The sequence below is a fragment of the Sphingobacterium gobiense genome (assembly GCF_002980575.1).
In the GTDB taxonomy this organism is placed as follows: domain Bacteria; phylum Bacteroidota; class Bacteroidia; order Sphingobacteriales; family Sphingobacteriaceae; genus Sphingobacterium; species Sphingobacterium gobiense.
Map to the genome: position 1 here is coordinate 121579 of NZ_PVBS01000004.1, position 16763 is coordinate 138341.

The 16763-nt window shown below is 43.2% G+C and carries 11 protein-coding genes; 4 read left to right on the forward strand and 7 right to left on the reverse strand.

Going from position 1 to position 16763, the window contains the following annotated elements; all coding sequences use genetic code 11:
• Genes C5749_RS16835 through C5749_RS19910 form a run of 4 tightly spaced genes read right to left on the reverse strand, consistent with a single transcriptional unit; the run spans window position 1 to window position 8620 of the window.
• Window positions 1-3174, reverse strand: coding sequence for a SusC/RagA family TonB-linked outer membrane protein (locus tag C5749_RS16835; protein WP_105727404.1), 3174 nt, complete (start codon window positions 3172-3174; stop codon window positions 1-3).
• Window positions 3175-3222: 48 nt separating this feature from the next.
• On the reverse strand, window positions 3223-4581 hold the full coding sequence (locus tag C5749_RS16840; protein ID WP_105727405.1) for an alpha-L-fucosidase: 1359 nt from the start codon (window positions 4579-4581) through the stop codon (window positions 3223-3225).
• A gap of 27 nt (window positions 4582-4608) precedes the next feature.
• Window positions 4609-6009 carry an alpha-L-fucosidase gene (locus C5749_RS16845; protein ID WP_245893824.1) on the reverse strand — a complete coding sequence of 467 codons (1401 nt, stop codon included), beginning with the start codon at window positions 6007-6009 and terminating at the stop codon, window positions 4609-4611.
• Complete coding sequence (locus C5749_RS19910; RefSeq protein ID WP_342748720.1) at window positions 5999-8620, reverse strand: BNR-4 repeat-containing protein; 2622 nt, start codon at window positions 8618-8620, stop codon at window positions 5999-6001. Before C5749_RS19910 ends, C5749_RS16845 begins: the two co-directional genes overlap by 11 nt.
• A 229-nt stretch (window positions 8621-8849) precedes the next feature.
• On the opposite strand from C5749_RS19910, the gene C5749_RS16855 reads away from it, so the two are divergent.
• A complete protein-coding gene (locus tag C5749_RS16855; protein WP_105727406.1) occupies window positions 8850-9755 on the forward strand; it encodes a helix-turn-helix domain-containing protein in 906 nt (301 codons plus the stop codon).
• Between the two features lie 10 nt (window positions 9756-9765).
• Here C5749_RS16855 and C5749_RS16860 read toward each other — a convergent pair whose 3' ends face one another.
• Entirely contained in the window at window positions 9766-10596 is an 831-nt protein-coding gene (locus C5749_RS16860) for a CvfB family protein (RefSeq protein ID WP_105727407.1), read from the reverse strand.
• Between the two features lie 172 nt (window positions 10597-10768).
• On the reverse strand, window positions 10769-11284 hold the full coding sequence (locus C5749_RS16865; protein WP_105727408.1) for an RNA polymerase sigma factor: 516 nt from the start codon (window positions 11282-11284) through the stop codon (window positions 10769-10771).
• Window positions 11285-11728: 444 nt separating this feature from the next.
• Between C5749_RS16865 and C5749_RS16870 the strand changes: the two genes are divergently transcribed.
• On the forward strand, window positions 11729-11920 hold the full coding sequence (locus C5749_RS16870) for a hypothetical protein (RefSeq protein WP_105727409.1): 192 nt from the start codon (window positions 11729-11731) through the stop codon (window positions 11918-11920).
• A gap of 190 nt (window positions 11921-12110) precedes the next feature.
• Window positions 12111-13103, forward strand: coding sequence for a biotin synthase BioB (gene bioB, locus C5749_RS16875; RefSeq protein ID WP_105727410.1), 993 nt, complete (start codon window positions 12111-12113; stop codon window positions 13101-13103).
• A 193-nt stretch (window positions 13104-13296) separates the two neighbouring features.
• Here bioB and C5749_RS16880 read toward each other — a convergent pair whose 3' ends face one another.
• Window positions 13297-14451, reverse strand: coding sequence for a PepSY-associated TM helix domain-containing protein (locus tag C5749_RS16880; protein ID WP_219848019.1), 1155 nt, complete (start codon window positions 14449-14451; stop codon window positions 13297-13299).
• A 105-nt stretch (window positions 14452-14556) separates the two neighbouring features.
• On the opposite strand from C5749_RS16880, the gene C5749_RS16885 reads away from it, so the two are divergent.
• On the forward strand, window positions 14557-16758 hold the full coding sequence (locus C5749_RS16885) for a TonB-dependent receptor (RefSeq protein ID WP_105727412.1): 2202 nt from the start codon (window positions 14557-14559) through the stop codon (window positions 16756-16758).
• Window positions 16759-16763: the final 5 nt, after the last annotated feature.

Sequence of the window (16763 nt, forward strand, 5' to 3'; positions counted from 1 at the left end):
TTATAGATTAATATTTAGTCCTAAAGAGAAGGATTTCAGCAGGGGATATACGTCGTTCATACTGGCTGTAGACTCGGGGTCTATCCCTCTGTAGGAGGTAAACGTATGTATGTTTTCTCCCGAAACAAATATTCGAAGGTTATTAATACTTGCTTTCCTTAATATACCCTCTGGGAGATTATAACCTAACTGTACGTTACGTAAACGTAAGTAGGACAAATTATCCAACCAAAACGTCGTTTGTGTCCTGTTTCCACCAGCAGTACTGTTTAACCTTGGCCAGATTCCATCTCTGTTATCCACACTCCACGGATTATTCCAGTGATCCCATGATGCCGCGTATCTTTCCCCTATACTCAGTTCATTATAGTTGCTTAACCAGTAATCTTTCCTACCTGCAGCCCCCTGCAGTTGGAAACTTAAATCAAAGCCCTTATAAGCGAAACTTGAATTCAAAGCAAAATTGGTATGCGGCATGTTGGTTTGCGTATTGGGATCAGCTTTCCTATCTTCATCCGTAATTCTCCCGTCTCCGTTCAGATCTAAACGGATGAGATCTCCTGGCACAATACCTTGAGGGGTCGCATCATAAACTTGTTGCCAGTTTTGTGCTATACCCACATCTTCGTAGCCGTATACGAAACTAATAGGCATATCAATAAACCGGTTCCCTCTTAACAACAATTGTCCCCATTTTTCCAGTGTATTTCTATTATAAGCAGCATGTAGATTAATGCGGTACTGAAAGCCGTTTTTATTATCGCTCCAAGTAACGTTCCCCTCGACACCACGATTACTCATTTCTCCTATGTTGTGCCGCGGTGCAGTATACATTCCGGAAATAAGCATCGAAATATCTAAAGCATCTGCCATCCCAGCAGTTTTGCGCTCATAGTAATTAAATTCCGTCGACAAGCGATTATTAAGCATGACGAGATCTAATCCAAGATTCAACGCGTTGACTTTCTCCCAACTGAACGCTTGGTTTATCATCCTGTTATTCGAGAATCCGCTTTGGGCCGAACCGCCTAGAATATAATTAAATGCCGTCAGTACTTCTCTTTGTTCATATAGAGAATTGGTGATTCTGTTATTGCCTAGCCCACCGTAGCTCGCTCTCAATTTACCGCTATTCACGCCCCACTCTTTGATCTTAGAAAGAAAACTTTCTTCTGTAAATCGCCATCCCACAGAGGCTGATGGAAAGAATCCCCACTGATGGCCTGGGAAAAACCTAGATGAGCCATCGTAGCGGGCATTCAGTTCCACTAAGTATTTATTAAAGGCAGCATAATTTAGTCTTCCAATGACAGACCGTAATCCCTCTTTTGTGGACGATCCCCTATTCGTTTGTCCGTCCACGCTTGCAGCATCTAGCTCCGTTAAGGAAGGATGTACCCGATTTAATCTTGCACCGGATAGGATACGGCTATTCCAAAACTCTTCGCTATACACGGCTAATGCTCCAAATTCGTGATTCTCAGCAAATACTTTATCATAACTTACCCTACCACTTGCCATTGTCTTATAACTATTCAAGTTATCATTGGTGATGCCCACGTTGGGTCCTAAAATCCACCTGCCGGTAAAAGCCTCATTCTGGAAATCATAAGCTTCGACCGCTTTGTTGGCGTTTACGGTAAACTGATCACTATAATTTAAGGAGTAATCCACTCGGGTTTTCAATCCTGCTATAGGCTCCCACTCCAAATGAAAAAGACTATTTAATTGCTTTTGCTCCCTTTTTGAGCTTAAGTGATCATACAAAGCCAAGGGATTAGCCACGAGCGTGTGCTCACCGTACGCCGATCTACCGCCGTAGAATCCGGTAAACGGATCGTAAGGCGTGACCCCTGCGACAGCGAAACGTAGGTCGTACGCATTTCCTGAACTACCGCCGGTAAACCCCTCATTAAAGCCGAACGTATAGTTAGACCAGTTGCCCGTGACCCTTGCGCCAATGCTGATATTTTTACGTATTTTATAATCGTAATTGATACGGGCATTATATCTTGAAAAATCGTTCCCGATTTGCAGCCCCCTTTCATCCATTATTCCGGCAGATATAAAAAAATTAGATACGTCATTGCCGCCATTAGCCGAAAGGTTGTAGTTTTGCTGAACGGCATCCCTCATCGTCACGTCGAACCAATCCGTATTCGCGTATCGAATGGGATCGACCATGCCTAAAGCCATCCATTGCTCAATGGTTCCGTACCTATACGTTGCGGTGTTAGCTGCGGCACTCATCGCCTGCGCGTTCCGATGAACCATTAAAGATCTAGGATAATCCGCCATAAAGCCGATTCCGTTCGTGGGGCTCTGCATGGCTAAATGAGAACTGAAATTGATGCTTGGCTTCTTGCCTGCCCCGGACTTGGTAGTTACCAAAATTACCCCGTTGGCAGCCCTAGAACCGTAGACAGAAGCAGCTGTCGCATCTTTCAAAACAGATACGCTTTCGATATCGTGCGTATTTAATCTGTTGATATCAACATCTGGTACACCATCTACCACGATTAAGGGGCCAGCGGCACCCGAAGCGAGGGTTCCCAAACCCCTGACCATCAATGTAGAGTTATTGTTACCTGCCATTCCGCTGGACTGGTTAACTGCCAACCCCGGCAATAAGCCATTCAGCGCAGTTGACACATTTGAGATAGACCTACTGGTTAATTTTTCATCAAAGGTCACACTTGCTACGGCACCTGTCAGATTCCCTTTTTTTTGGGTACCATATCCCACCACGACCACTTCATCTATGGTGGACATATCGGGCAGCAATGTTACGTTTATTACACGTTGGCTATTACTAAATGGAAACTCCCTACTCAAAAAACCGACAGATGTAAAGACGAGTACACCGCCAGTTTGCGGCGCATCCATTACAAAATTTCCATCTACGTTGGTCACCGTAGACGCGTTAGTACCTTTGAGATGAATGCCCACTCCCCCCAGAGGTTCGCCAGCACTATCCGTCACCCGACCGGTCACACGGGTAGTTTGTATTCCCTCGGTCGCTGCACGAGGTACGTCGGGACTGCTGTTTTTGGTTATCATGGCGATGGAGACGACTTCATTGCTTTCCTGAGCAAGAAGCCCAAAACTATGGAAAACAAACCCAATCCCCACACCGAGCTTACCCAACCAAAGTTTAGTTGTTTTGTGCATCATATGTTTTTAATTTGGTTTATAATAGATGATTAATAGTATTATTTTTAGTTATTCCCTGGAAGAAGCCTTATAAAGACCTAATTCTGCTAGTTGCACAGGTGATTTAGATTTCTTTACGGTAATTCTGATCTTGTCTGTGGTTGTCAACGGTACCCGCAATAAGCGCTTATAGCCGATAGTGGTAAGTTCACTTAACACTGTCCACGCTGTTCCATCCCAGTACTCCAGCAATGCTTCTTCATTTTTTTGCCCGTCTGCAATGTTTTCTTGAAGCGCAATCCGGTTAAAAGTCGCTTTTTTCTTCAATTTTACAACGAAAGGTTTATTTGTATGGAGGGTGGTGTAACTTTCTAGATGCCCGTCAGTTAAAGTTTTGTCAGCGCCTGCTTTTGCCAAGTTGTTGCGAAACGTTTCATCTAGGATCGACCGGTATTCATATAGATTTGCTACATCCTGTTCGGCAAATAACCCCTCTTTGTTTGGTGGAATATTGAGCAACAGTACACTGTTTCTCCCTACGGAAGTGTAATAAAGATCGACCAAGTTTTGAGCAGACCGTACCTTATCATCTTCTTCCTCATGATAAAACCAGCCTGGTCTGATCGACACATCTGTTTCTGTCGGTATCCATAATTTGCCGTTCGGGTCCCCTACATTTAGGTATTCTGGCGACATTTTTCCGGGTGCGTTCTCGGGTTTCACATCGATTGTAGACCACATCGTTTCGCCGGCGATTCCTTTCTCATTACCTACCCAGCGAACATCAGGACCTACGTCCGAAAACATCACCGCACCAGGCTGTAATTCACGAACCAAATCCCAATATCCGTCAAAATCGTACTCCATATCGATGGCCTTTTTATCCTTTGCGCCGTCAAACCAAACCTCGGCTACGTCGCCATAGTTCGTTAATAACTCCCGGAGTTGATTTTTATAGAACGCGTTGTATGCAGATGTGCCATAGGTAGGATGGTTTTGATCCCAAGGTGAAAGATAGAATCCAAACCCAATGCCGTATTCGCGACATGCCTGCTCGATCTCTTTTACCATATCGCCTTTGCCATTTTTCCATGGGCTGCTTTTGACAGAATGATCCGTGTATGCCGTCGGCCAAAGACAAAATCCATCGTGATGCTTAGCTGTTATTATTGCCATCTTAAACCCGGTTTCCTTCAGCACTTTGATCATCTTACCGGCATCAAAATTCACGGGATTAAAAATTTCAGGACTTTCGGTCCCATCTCCCCATTCTTTGCCGGTAAAAGTATTGACTGTAAAATGGATGAAAGCAGTTGTTTCCAGCTTCTGCCATTTCAATTGGATTTCACTAGGCACCGGCTCATCCTGTGCTCGAAGTGGTATACTTATTACAAAAAGTAATAAGATCATATATAGCTGTTTGTTCATCAGGTAATTTTATAGTACATGTTTATTTTAATGTGTCAGCAACATGGCGTCTGTCAACTTAAATACCCAAGCATGCTCACAAGGCGCGTTCGTCGGGTTAATTTGGGGTGGATGGATGCGCAACCTATTCTTTGCTGTTTTGCATTTTACGGGTAAATCTGTCCCTAGCAAAGTCACAGTGCGCGCATGGCGAACGCCGTCAACGATCAGTTCCTTCTCGGGCCACTTGGTACAGATGACATACAAGTCGTTACCTTTCCGGGTATAATAGATGCCATTTTCTTCCTGTAGCGGTCGTTCGTTCCATGCGGTCGTGCCGTAAATCGCCTCTCCGTTTACACGTAACCAATTACCGATAGCAAGCAAACGCTCTTCCATAACGACAGGAATCAGTCCCCTTGCATCCGGTCCGACATTAAGCAAAAGATTACCGCCGTTTCCGACTTTTTCTATCAGTAAATCGATCAACTGTTTGGAGGAGTAATAATGTGCGGTGGTTTCAAAACGATTATATCCATAAGAAGTTCCAATCCCGCGGCTCTCTTCCCAAGGATGTAGAATTCTACCCGTGGTTAGCGTGTCACCGATCAGGTTATATTCTGTCGTGTAATATCCCCCATGTTTGCTTCTTGTTTCTTTCCCCCATCTATCATTAACCACTACGGTATTTTTCACCGGGGACTCGTTGTAAAGCCATGTCAAGAATGTCGTACTTTTTAACTTGTCACTTGTATAATCCCATTCTCCGTCTGCGAAAATAATTTCTGGACGATAATTATTCACTAGATCTTTCATTTGTGGTATCATATGTTCTGTCGTCCAACGCTCCATATTGCCCGAGGTATAAAGTGAATTATTCCATTCCAACAGCGAATAATATAACCCAAATCGTAAACCAGCACCTCGTACCGCGTTAGATAGATCCTTTATGATATCGCGTTTAGGACCTGAGTCTACACTGTTCCAGCCTTTGCTGTGCACACTCGGCCATAAGCAGTAGCCATCATGATGTTTCGACGTCAATACCACGTAACCTGCGCCAGATCTTTTAAACAAATCGGCCCATTTGTCCGGATTGAAAAATTCTGCCTTAAACATCGGTGCGAAATCTGCATACGTCGAATTTGGTCCATAATTACGTTTTTGGTAATCGGTGAATGCACTATTTTTTTCCATAAGACGCATAAGGTAATGCTCAGCATATTTTTCGTAAACCCCCTCTACTTCGTCAACGGGCGCGTAGGCCGGGACAGAATAAAGCCCCCAATGGATGAATATGCCGAACTTGGCATCTGACCACCAGGATGGTATCGGTCTCGAGTGTAATGAGGTCCAGTTATTATCAAACTTTTGGGCAATCACCTGTCGTGTTAGCAGCGTGCATAAAAACACGGTTAAACACATCTTGATAGCTACGTTAGTTTTCATTTTCCTGTTTGATGAGGTTTTTATAGCGAAGTAGCGCTTCTACATAATAATAATCAGCATAGGTTAACGGAACATCGACTTCGCTATTGTGTGGAATCGAACCTACACTATGCTTCAGTAAAAAACCACCATTCGAACCCAGTTCAGCGGTATATGGCGCAGTAGACAAATTGTACAGCATGGTTTCCGCTGTTTTCAAGTAGTTTTTGGAAAGCTTTCCTTTCACCATAGTACTCATTTCAATAAGGGCGGATGCGGTTATTGCAGCCGTAGAAGCGTCTCGATAGTGTTTATATTTTACATATTTACTATCTGCTGGAAGGTCAGGTGCATCATAATCCCAATAGGCAATCAGGTCGTCGGGCATGTTGGGGTGCGCTAACATATATTTTGCGATTTTCTTCGCAAACGAAAGGTACTTCTTATCTTTTGTATCACGGTACATCATAACGTATCCATACAAGCCCCAAGCTTGACCTCTCGCCCACGCCGATTCATCAAAGGCGCCCTGGTTGGTTTTCTTCTTGATAATACCGCCCGTTTTGGGGTTGTAGTCGACCACATGGTAACAGCTATAATCCTTGCGATAATGATTTTTCATGGTCGTGTTGGCGTGCGTTACAGAGATATCATAAAATTTTTGGTCGCCACTCAATCGTGTTGCGCTGTTCAAGAACTCCAAGTTCATCATATTGTCTATAATGACCGGAAAGTTGTCAAAGTCCCACGAACGAATTGATTTTGTTACTGGGCTGTACCGGGTAGCCAACGATTCGGCGCCTTTAAGTAAAATTTCCTTATATGCGGCTGTATCTCCAGTAATACGCATCGCATTTCCAAAACTGCAGTACAACATAAAACCCAGATCATGTGTTGTCGTATTAAATTGTTCTTTTTCCAGAAGTTTCAATTTCTGCTTTGCTAACGTCAATAATTCTTTATCACCCGAATGTTCGTACAGATAAAGTAATGTACCCGGATAGAATCCTGATGTCCACCAACCTGTTTCTGAATCAAAGTTCTTTCCATTGTCGTAAGTCTTTGGCAACATATTTTTGGCGGAACGCTGCGCCAGCACTTTTATCTGCTGTACAGCGTTATCCAACTTCTCGTCTATCATACTAACAGCTAATTTTTCCTGTGCCTGTGCGGTAGTTAAATTCAATTTTTGCGGTTCAAAAAAATCCGTTGTCGCCTGACGCGGAAGCATGAATACCGCTCCTTCCTTAGTCGTAAAGTAGATGTTGGATTCCGAAGGTTTACGCCCATCGCCATCAGCCCATAGGCCGTAAAAATCTTTTTTCGCATTAGTAGGCTTCCGAACATAAGCGTGGTTCCGAGAGCTGTTTTGGGTTATTTCCTTTTTCTTTTTCCAGTTCGTTCCCCCGTCTTGGCTTACCCATATCGCAAGTTCGCCACCGGGATTGTACGCCTGCGGCCCTGTCTCCGTCGGACCAATGATCCTCACGCGCCCGTTGCTCTCCGCATAGACCGAGCCCATATCATAATTACTGTCCGAAGAGGTAATGACCGTATTATTCCATTTTTTCGATTTTTTGTCTACATGGAAGAAATGCCAATCCCGAGACCCATTTCGTGGTCCAGGTTGCGGTCCTTTACTAGAGATTGTTAAAATCAACGGATTCCCGTTTTCATCAAGATCGATATCGAGCAGATAGTTGTTCAATTTATCCGAAGTAAAATCTTTCACTAACGCAGTGTTGTTCCGGGTTGTTAAGGGCAGTTTCATGATATGCTTGTCCACTGTCTGCCACGATTTACCCCAATCGGATGTTTCGAGGTAATATAAGTTTGTCCTGTAGTCCAACCCTTTCCCATCGGGATGAAAATCAAAGGCGACTCCGATTTTGCCATTTGACATCGCACTAATTTGGTAATGTCCGCCCTCTATATTACCTAGCACCTTCCATTCATCCCAATGTTGACCGTCTTTACTGGTATTATAGCCTATGACCCGTCTATGTTTGGCATCGTATCTTGAAAAAAGAGCAAGAAAGCCCTTGTCGTCATCGTAATAGACTTGGAAATAAGAAAAATTAGTAAAGGGTTTCTTCTCCCCATTTACCATCTCTGTTGCTTCAACCAATTCGAATTGATCAATGTCGTGTGGTTTGGTCGATTTTGAGATATAGGATGGCCGTTCGACCCCGTGTGATGTAGAAAATATCCAGATATAGCCTGCGGCATCGACAGCGATTACGGGGTTATCGTGCGCATCCACGGTTTTTTTATCGAGAACCGTAGTGGGATTTGCTATCTTCTTGGTGCGGTGATCATAAAAAGAAACATTATGCAATAATGTACTGTTGTTTTCATCCGTGCCACCATAACAGAAGTAGGTCCTGTTTACTTTTTCAACATAGACTGCGAAAGGCCTATGATTGGCAGGGTAAGTCCCTAGCCCGCCACTATACTTAAAGGCGTATTCGTCGCCCGTAGGCTGGATCATGTACCATATTCCCCTAAACCCATTCGCTTTACTATTGGTCAACTCTTTCGTTTTGTTTGGCGTATGCTGTGCAGTAGCGACGGAACAAAACATAGCGCATAAAAATAGAATGCGGTAAAAACTTGCAAAATGTAATTTCATATTAATCAATTAGTTAGTTTGCATCCCCACAATTACAATAAATCGAAGGGCTGAAAACGGATTTTTAGACTTTTACGCTTCTTTATATATTGCTGTTAAGAAAAATAAATAATGTTAATACTTTATAATTGTATCTTTTCTGTTTAAAATTGTTGATGTAAAGTACTGAAACAAATTTTAGTGATACTGTATCTTAACTAAACCATTTTATGTACAAAATAAACATACCATGATTAACAGGGTTCCTCACGAAATTAAAATTGATCCCTCTTCCATACGGCAGACATTCAGGGAAATAAACATAAAACTCTTCTGCTGTAGATACTGGATATTGGAAGAGTGGGCGTGCTTTGACTTATCTGTGCCGTTTTGGCGTATCTATTACAACACCGTCGACGGTGCCGAGATCATCCATAATAATAGATCTATTATGCTGAACAAAGATAATCTGGTTATTATACCGCCCAACACTTCATTTTCAACTCGTTTAAATACAACCAACGTTCGAGGCAATAATGAAAGTATCTCCGGACGGAAGTTTACCGAGGCCGATATACTAGAACAAATAGAAGCAACAAATAAGGTGGATCATCTCTTCATCCACTTTTCGTTAGGATTTCCGTTAGACTACGCCGGTGGTGGCGTGTATTGTTTGGAGCTGACTGATCAAAAGCTGAGTTTGATAGCGGAAATTATACACACCTGTATACAAGACCACCCGTTCAATTTTTTTGATTGTCTCAAAGTTAATATGTTAATAGGTTTATGTTTAGTACAGCTAGAGAATTTGCTCACTGAATTTAAGACGATGGATCAACGTATTTTTGGAGCGATGGCATATGTGGATAATAATTACGATAAAATGATTACCAATGATGCACTCGCGACGATGGCAAACATGGCGGCCAACTCATTTGCTAGACTTTTTAAGAGAGCAACAGGAATCACCATTCAGCAATATATCATAAAAAAACGCATTGAAAATGCGCTTAACCTAATGCATCACTCTGATAAAAGTTTAGATGAAATCGCGCATGATTGTGGTTTTTCCGACCGTTTCCATTTTTCTAAATCTTTTAAGAAACATGTACATATGAGCCCATCCTACTATCGGAAAAACCTAACGCTTTTTTAAATGATAAACGCTATGATATGAGTTTAATCTCATAATCGCTTAAGATGATGCGCTTCTCTTTATATAGCCCGCCTATCGCTTTTTTGAATGCTTTTTTGCTTATCTGAAAGCGATCATGTATTTCTTCCGGATCACTTTTGTCGCCCAAGGGGATGCGTCCACCTTCATCCATGAGGACACGTAGCAGCATTTCCTTGGTGTCAAGCACATGCCCAAAACCCTGTGGTTGCAAGCTGAGGTCTACTTTGCCGGCTATGGTGATGTTTTTTACCCAGCCTTTACGCTTATCGCCAACGGCGATATTTGCAAATAGCTCGTTGTGGTATAATAATCCAATGTAACGGTTGTCGATGATGGCGTTGAAACCCAAATCGGTCTCTTCGGCGATCAACAGATCAACTTCGTCCCCTACTTCTAGGTCTACATCTTCCTCCTCAATAAACCTGCGTAGTTTTGTAGAGGCAAGCATACGTTCGTTTTCTTCATCCAAATATAAGTATACCACATAGGCTTCGCCTTTTCGCATGGGCCAGCGCTGTTCTTTAGTAGGAACAAAAATATCCTTGTCGATACCCAGATCCAAAAATGCGCCTATTTCAGAGGCAGCGACAACGTTTAGAAACGCGAAATCACCGACTTCGGCCAATGCCGGTTTGGTGGTTGCGACCGTCTCTCCCGCTTTATTGACAAAAACAAACACCCGGATGTCGTCATCGATCGTCACTTCTGAGGGTACCTCGGCCGAAGGCAATAAAATTTCTGTTTCACCATCGGATAATCGTAAACCATTACTGTTCTGACCGGTGACTTTAAGGGTGTTGTATGTTCCTATTGCTATCATTGTTTTTTAATTATCGTTGTAAATGCTCATTTATCATACATAAAGAGACTTCGGTATAAAGTAAAGAAAAAATATAAGGATAGCGCATAAAAAGATAGAATTTTGGGTGCTAATAAAAAAGTCCGCAGGGAGAGACCTGCAGACCGATAAGCATTGGATTAGATGCACTATGCTAACTAACCTTATTATATGTAGACAGCTGTGCCTGTAGAAATTTACGTGCATGGTGTATACGTGTTTTGACCGTACCATCTGGCATGTTAAAATACTCCGCTATCTCCCTGTATTTATAGCCTTCGATATGCATGTTAAAAATTTCACTGCTCTCAGCTGGTAATTTTTTCATTGCCGATTCAATATCCTCCATCGTAAATTTCCCGTAAGCGTTGTTTTGGCTAAAGGGTTCACTGTAACCCATAGCACGCACGTCGCACATATGTGCGTTTTCATATTCTAACCTCCTTTGGCCGCGACGGTATTGATTGATAAACAGATTTTTCATGATAACGTAAAGCCACGACATAATTCGAGGGTTATTATCGTACTCATCAATGTACTTGATCGACTTGACTAACGTTTCCTGTACCAGATCTTGGATATCATCCGGATCCTTTGTAAACTTTCTTGCAAACTTAGTAAGAACAGATCTGCTTTGCTCAATTTGTTGCTGTAACTGAATTGTGTTCATAATCAATGTTTTGTATGTAGGTAGACTAATTTTTAATGTCGGGAATATGTATACAAAAGCTGTGCTAAAATTGATCGGTTTTGCAGCGGTAGACACGTTCAGCGCAGCGGTATGCGAGAAATACCTAGAGCACGTATTTATACGTATAAAGCGCTCTTTTAGAGCTTAGGTCGAGTCTAAAGTTTGTTTTCTAGCTTCTGGCATGGACTTTCAGTATTATTTTATTTATTGTTTTTCGGTATTTATTTTTTCCGATAACGTATTTTACGTGTTTCTTGACGTAGCTTTTGTGTCCTAACCCTCTTTTGTTCTACCATGCTCTGTTTGGCCAGATACAACTAGGATCCGTACGTGAGGAATAATGCGCAATAACTGGTTATTTGGGCTTATATTTGATATCGGAAATGTAGATGAAATATAGGAAATCAAAAAAGTGAAATAACAATGCTTAACGATAAACAAATTAAAGAGATTGCTGATTCCCTTCTTTCGACTTTTTTGCCGAAGGACGACTCAGCTACAGAACTGACGTTTAATTTCACTGTCCCGCCAAATCACACTTATAAAGTTTGGTATGAAAAACGCCATACTGCCTGGACGTTTACGAAATTTGAAAAAGTACAGATTCAAAAATGACAGAAGCACTTATATTAGTTTGGATAATTTAAATTCTAACTATAGAAATATTATGCCAGAGCATCTTGATATTATTTCTAGACCAATATATCTTTGGCATCTAATACAGGTAGTATTTTTAGTAGCGGACTATCTGAATTGTTAAAACCGGAGCGGCAGGTTAATAAGCTGGTCTATTACCTTTGTCACTATGTTATTAGATGAAAACATAGAACATAAAAAGGAGCTTAGGCACGATTGGAGCCGACAGGAAATAACAGCAATCTACAACAAACCCCTGCTGAATTTGATCTATGAAGCCGCCACCGTGCATCGGATGTGGCATAAGGCTGACGAAATTCAGCTATCAACCTTACTTTCTATCAAGACCGGGGGATGCCCGGAAGACTGTTCCTACTGTGGACAAGCTGCCCGCTATCATACCGATATACAAGTACAGGCATTACTTCCGCTGGATACGGTACTAGACCATGCCCGCCGGGCGCAAGCAAACGGCGCTTCTCGTTTTTGTATGGCCGCGGCATGGCGCGAAGTTAGGGATAACCGTGATTTTGACAGGGTGCTGGAGATGGTTTCTGCTATCAACGCGATGGGATTAGAAGTCTGTTGCACACTAGGCATGCTTACCGAAGATCAAGCAAAAAGATTACAGGAAGCTGGGCTCTTTGCTTATAACCACAATTTAGATACTTCTGAAGCCTATTACGACAAGATAATTTCGACACGCAAGTTCGATAATCGGCTTCATACGATCAACAATGTCCGAAAGGCCGGGATGACCGTATGCTCGGGAGGAATAATCGGACTAGGCGAGACTGTTGAAGACCGGATAGCGATGCTTTGTACATTATCCAATATGCCCCAGCATCCCGAATCTGTTCCTATCAATGCGCTTGCACGCGTGGAAGGGACGCCACTTGAAAATCTACCAAAAGTTAGAATTTGGGATATGGTACGGATGATAGCGACAGCAAGGATTATTATGCCTTCCACGATGATTCGCCTAAGTGCAGGGCGTATGGAAATGGAAGAGGAAGAACAAGCTTGGTGCTTCATGGCAGGAGCAAATTCCATATTCACGGGAGAAAAAGAGACGTTGCTAGTCACTCCAAATCCAGGTGTTTCGGAAGATATGGCTATGCTTGATAACCTTGGATTAAAGCCTATGGTTAAGAAAGATTAAAGCTCCGTCATTAAAAAATCGATAAGGTTTTTTTCTTAGATTTTTTATCAAAAAAAGAAAGTTTTATGTATATCGTATCTATACGTATAAAGAACTGTTCCATAGATTTATTATTGTCCTGCCAAGTCATACTTACAAAGTTTGGTATGAAAAGCGCCACACGGTTTGGGCTCGCCCGCCTCTATGATCACCTTCACTTCTTATTCCACCACACCAAAAAACCCGTAATAGGCAGGCTGGCACAAATCAAACTGATAAAAAAAGCGAAAATTTTACCGGCCAGACCACCTATGGAGCCCACGTGGATATCATAGTTCATCATGGCCAGCTGATCAGCAAATGATGCTTCCCTATATTTGCTGCCTTCCATTTCCAAGGGGGCTAAGGTGTATCGATCATAAAAATATTCACTATGGTCGTACCACTGGCCCCTGAGGTGATAAACGGTAATGTCAATAGGGTCGTCGTCATCCGCAGGGTAAGGCGTCATGTACATGCCGTTAATATCATCCGCTGTTTCCAGTGTCGTGTACCAAGCCCTGTCGAGCGGTGTCATGGCATCTTCCCATGGCAAATCTTTATTAGATAGATCGGAGTGGGGATGATGGTGCCCCTGCTTCATCTCGCCTCCAGAAACGACGTAGTATACGGCTTTATCGAACCATTCAAAACTCCATACCAATCCTGTTACGGCGAGGATGAACGCAAAAATTAGGCTATAGAACCCAAGCACATTGTGTAAATCATAGTTAGCCCGCTTGAAGCTTCCTGTAAGTTTGATCTTAAAACTCTTGTTCCTAGTTGCTTTACGCCATCTTTTCGGCCACCACATCACTAAACCAGTAAATAACAGCACAACAAAGATCAACGTAGCTACGCCCACAACCGGTTTCCCGATTTTGTAAGGTAACCACAATGCTGTATGCCCATCCAAGATGAAATTAAAGAAATTGAACTCACCACCTCCACGGGGTGTCTGTTTTTTCAAAAACTCGCCCGTATATGGATTAATGAAAACCACCGAAAATGTCGCCTTACCATTTGTCCGCCCTATATAGCCGACAGCTGCAGCTTCGCCGCTATGTCCGTAGGTCAGGCCGGTAGGCTGCTGCCCGGGCATATACACCGCTGCCATATCCAAGATGCGGCTCGGCGGTACAAAGGGCTCTGTGCGTTTTTCCACGAAGCGCCATGGCTCGATTCGATCTTTTATTTCCTGCTGAAAGGCGTAGAAGCAGCCTGTGATACTCACAATAAATACGATAATACCCGAGATTAACCCCAACCAAAGATGCAGCCAATCATTAATCCGCCGTATGGTTGTCTTTTTTTTCTTTTTTTTCTTCACCCGTTGCATCGTGCCATGCGACCACTTTTTTATGCGTGATCTTTGTTTTTGTTTAAATTCAGTCTAAATAATATTATATTTGCCCACAAATATAATAACTCCTCTATGGATAGGTGGAAAATGATGGCAAAAAAGATGACTCTATATCCAAAAAGCGTACGGGTTCTGTTGTTACTACCCTTAATTTGGACAGCCCACACCCGCTTGGCGATGGCACAAGATACCACCAAAACTGTATCACAGCAAAAAGAAATTGATGCGGTTCATATCCATAAAAAAACAGAAAGCCGTGAAATTAAAGAGGAACCTTTTAATGTCAACGTCGTAGAAACCAAGCAATATTATAATTCTACACTCGATATCAACCAACTACTGACGCGTACCACAGGCATCCGTGTCCGTGAAGATGGTGGACTTGGTTCCAACTTTAATTTTTCCTTGAACGGTTTCAGCGGCAAGTCCCTCAAGTTTTTCCTAGACGGCATCCCGATGGATAACTTTGGTTCGTCGTTCTCGCTCAACAACTTTCCGGCGAACATGGCAGAAAGAATTGAAGTTTATAAAGGCGTCGTACCTGTTTCGTTGGGTGCCGATGCCCTCGGTGGAGCCATCAATATGGTTACCCGCCGCAACCTCAACTATATGGATGTCTCCTATAGTATAGGATCCTTCAATACCCATAAGGCCGGTTTGAACGGTGCGTATACAAATGCAAAAACCGGGTTGGCTGTCCGATTCAATGGATTTTACAATTATTCCGACAACAGCTATAAAGTGAACGTGGAACCGATCAGAGGCAACACCGTGCTCCCGGAGCAAGAGGTGAAACGTTTCCACGACGGCTACAGTTCGCTGGGAGGGCAGGTGGAGGTCGGCGTGCGCGATAAAGCCTTTGCGGATCAGTTGTTTGTAGGGATCCTTGCCGGGCAGAACGATAAAGATATCCAAACCGGTGTGGTGATGGACCAAGTATTTGGTGCCATGACCCAATCGAGTAATTCGATCATTCCTACCTTGAAGTATAAAAAGGACAACCTGTTTGTGAACGGATTGGATTTCAACCTCTACGGAGCCTACAATAGTACCCGCAACCATTTTGTCGATACCGTAGGTTTAACATACAACTGGCTACAGGAAACCACGCCCCGCAGTGGCGGTGCCGAACGGCAGCGTACCCAGTTGCGCCAACGCGATGGCGAAAGCCTGCTGACAGCCAACCTCGCTTATACACTGCACCAAGACCACCGGCTGTCCCTAAACTACGTATTAACAGACTTTAAGCGGAAGTCCAGTGATGTTGAACAGCCGAATAATGTGGCTTATACTATGCCGCAGCGTCTGCAGAAGCAAAACCTGGGACTGGGGTTGGACAGTCGTTTTGGTGCATTGCGCACCAACGTATTTGCCAAGTATTATGGCCTCCATGCCGAATCCTTTGAGAATATTTCCCAAACACTGACGCCCGAGTATGCCGAAATAGCCACCAGCCAGGATAATGTAGGGTATGGTCTTGCAGGGACTTATTTTTTACTGCCCCGAATGCAGGTAAAAGCTTCCTACGAACATGCTTATCGGCTGCCTGAACCGCTGGAGCTGCTGGGCGATGGATTGTTCACCATTCGCAATGAAACCTTAACGCCAGAAAAAAGCGATAACATCAATATTGGGGGCTTATATGCCTTTACCGTCAATCAAGTACACAACTTCCAGACGGAAGCCAATTTTATTTACCGGAATTCTACTGACTTCATCCGGCAGGAGCAAGGCCGGAATCAACCCACGGGACGTAAATTCATCAACGTAGGCGATGTCAGAACCACGGGCGTGGAAGGCGAGATACGCTACAATTGGAAAAACAGGCTCTACAGCAGTGTCAATCTAAGCTATCAAAATATCATTGATAAAACGGAATTCACTACCGGTGGAAATCTGAGTGGCGAGACCACCCAACCGAACCTCAATTACGGATACAAGGTGCCCAATATACCTTACCTCTTTGGTAATTTTGATCTGGGGCTGCAGTTACCGAAAGTGGGCGGCAAAGGAGGGGCGGCCAACATCCAGTACCGGCTCAATTTTATTGAGGAATACTACCTTACCCCAGAACAGCTGGGCGCTAATAATCCCGACATGATCCCGCGGCAGTTTGCACACAGCATTCTGGCAGACTACAGTATCGGCCAGGGCAAATACAACATTGCCGTAGAATGCCATAACCTAACGAATAGTAGGCTGTTTGACAACTACAGGATGCAGAAACCCGGACGCTCTTTCAACGTAAAAATTAGATACTTTATACAAAAATAAATGGC

Excerpts from the sequence above, each read along its gene's own strand:
- C5749_RS16835 (WP_105727404.1), bottom strand. The coding sequence starts at position 3,174 with ATGATGCACAAAACAACTAAACTTTGGTTGGGTAAGCTCGGTGTGGGG.
- C5749_RS16840 (WP_105727405.1), bottom strand. The coding sequence starts at position 4,581 with ATGAACAAACAGCTATATATGATCTTATTACTTTTTGTAATAAGTATA.
- C5749_RS16845 (WP_245893824.1), bottom strand. The coding sequence starts at position 6,009 with ATGAAAACTAACGTAGCTATCAAGATGTGTTTAACCGTGTTTTTATGC.
- C5749_RS19910 (WP_342748720.1), bottom strand. The coding sequence starts at position 8,620 with ATGAAATTACATTTTGCAAGTTTTTACCGCATTCTATTTTTATGCGCT.
- C5749_RS16855 (WP_105727406.1), top strand. The coding sequence starts at position 8,850 with ATGATTAACAGGGTTCCTCACGAAATTAAAATTGATCCCTCTTCCATA.
- C5749_RS16860 (WP_105727407.1), bottom strand. The coding sequence starts at position 10,596 with ATGATAGCAATAGGAACATACAACACCCTTAAAGTCACCGGTCAGAAC.
- C5749_RS16865 (WP_105727408.1), bottom strand. The coding sequence starts at position 11,284 with ATGAACACAATTCAGTTACAGCAACAAATTGAGCAAAGCAGATCTGTT.
- C5749_RS16870 (WP_105727409.1), top strand. The coding sequence starts at position 11,729 with ATGCTTAACGATAAACAAATTAAAGAGATTGCTGATTCCCTTCTTTCG.
- bioB (WP_105727410.1), top strand. The coding sequence starts at position 12,111 with ATGTTATTAGATGAAAACATAGAACATAAAAAGGAGCTTAGGCACGAT.
- C5749_RS16885 (WP_105727412.1), top strand. The coding sequence starts at position 14,557 with ATGGATAGGTGGAAAATGATGGCAAAAAAGATGACTCTATATCCAAAA.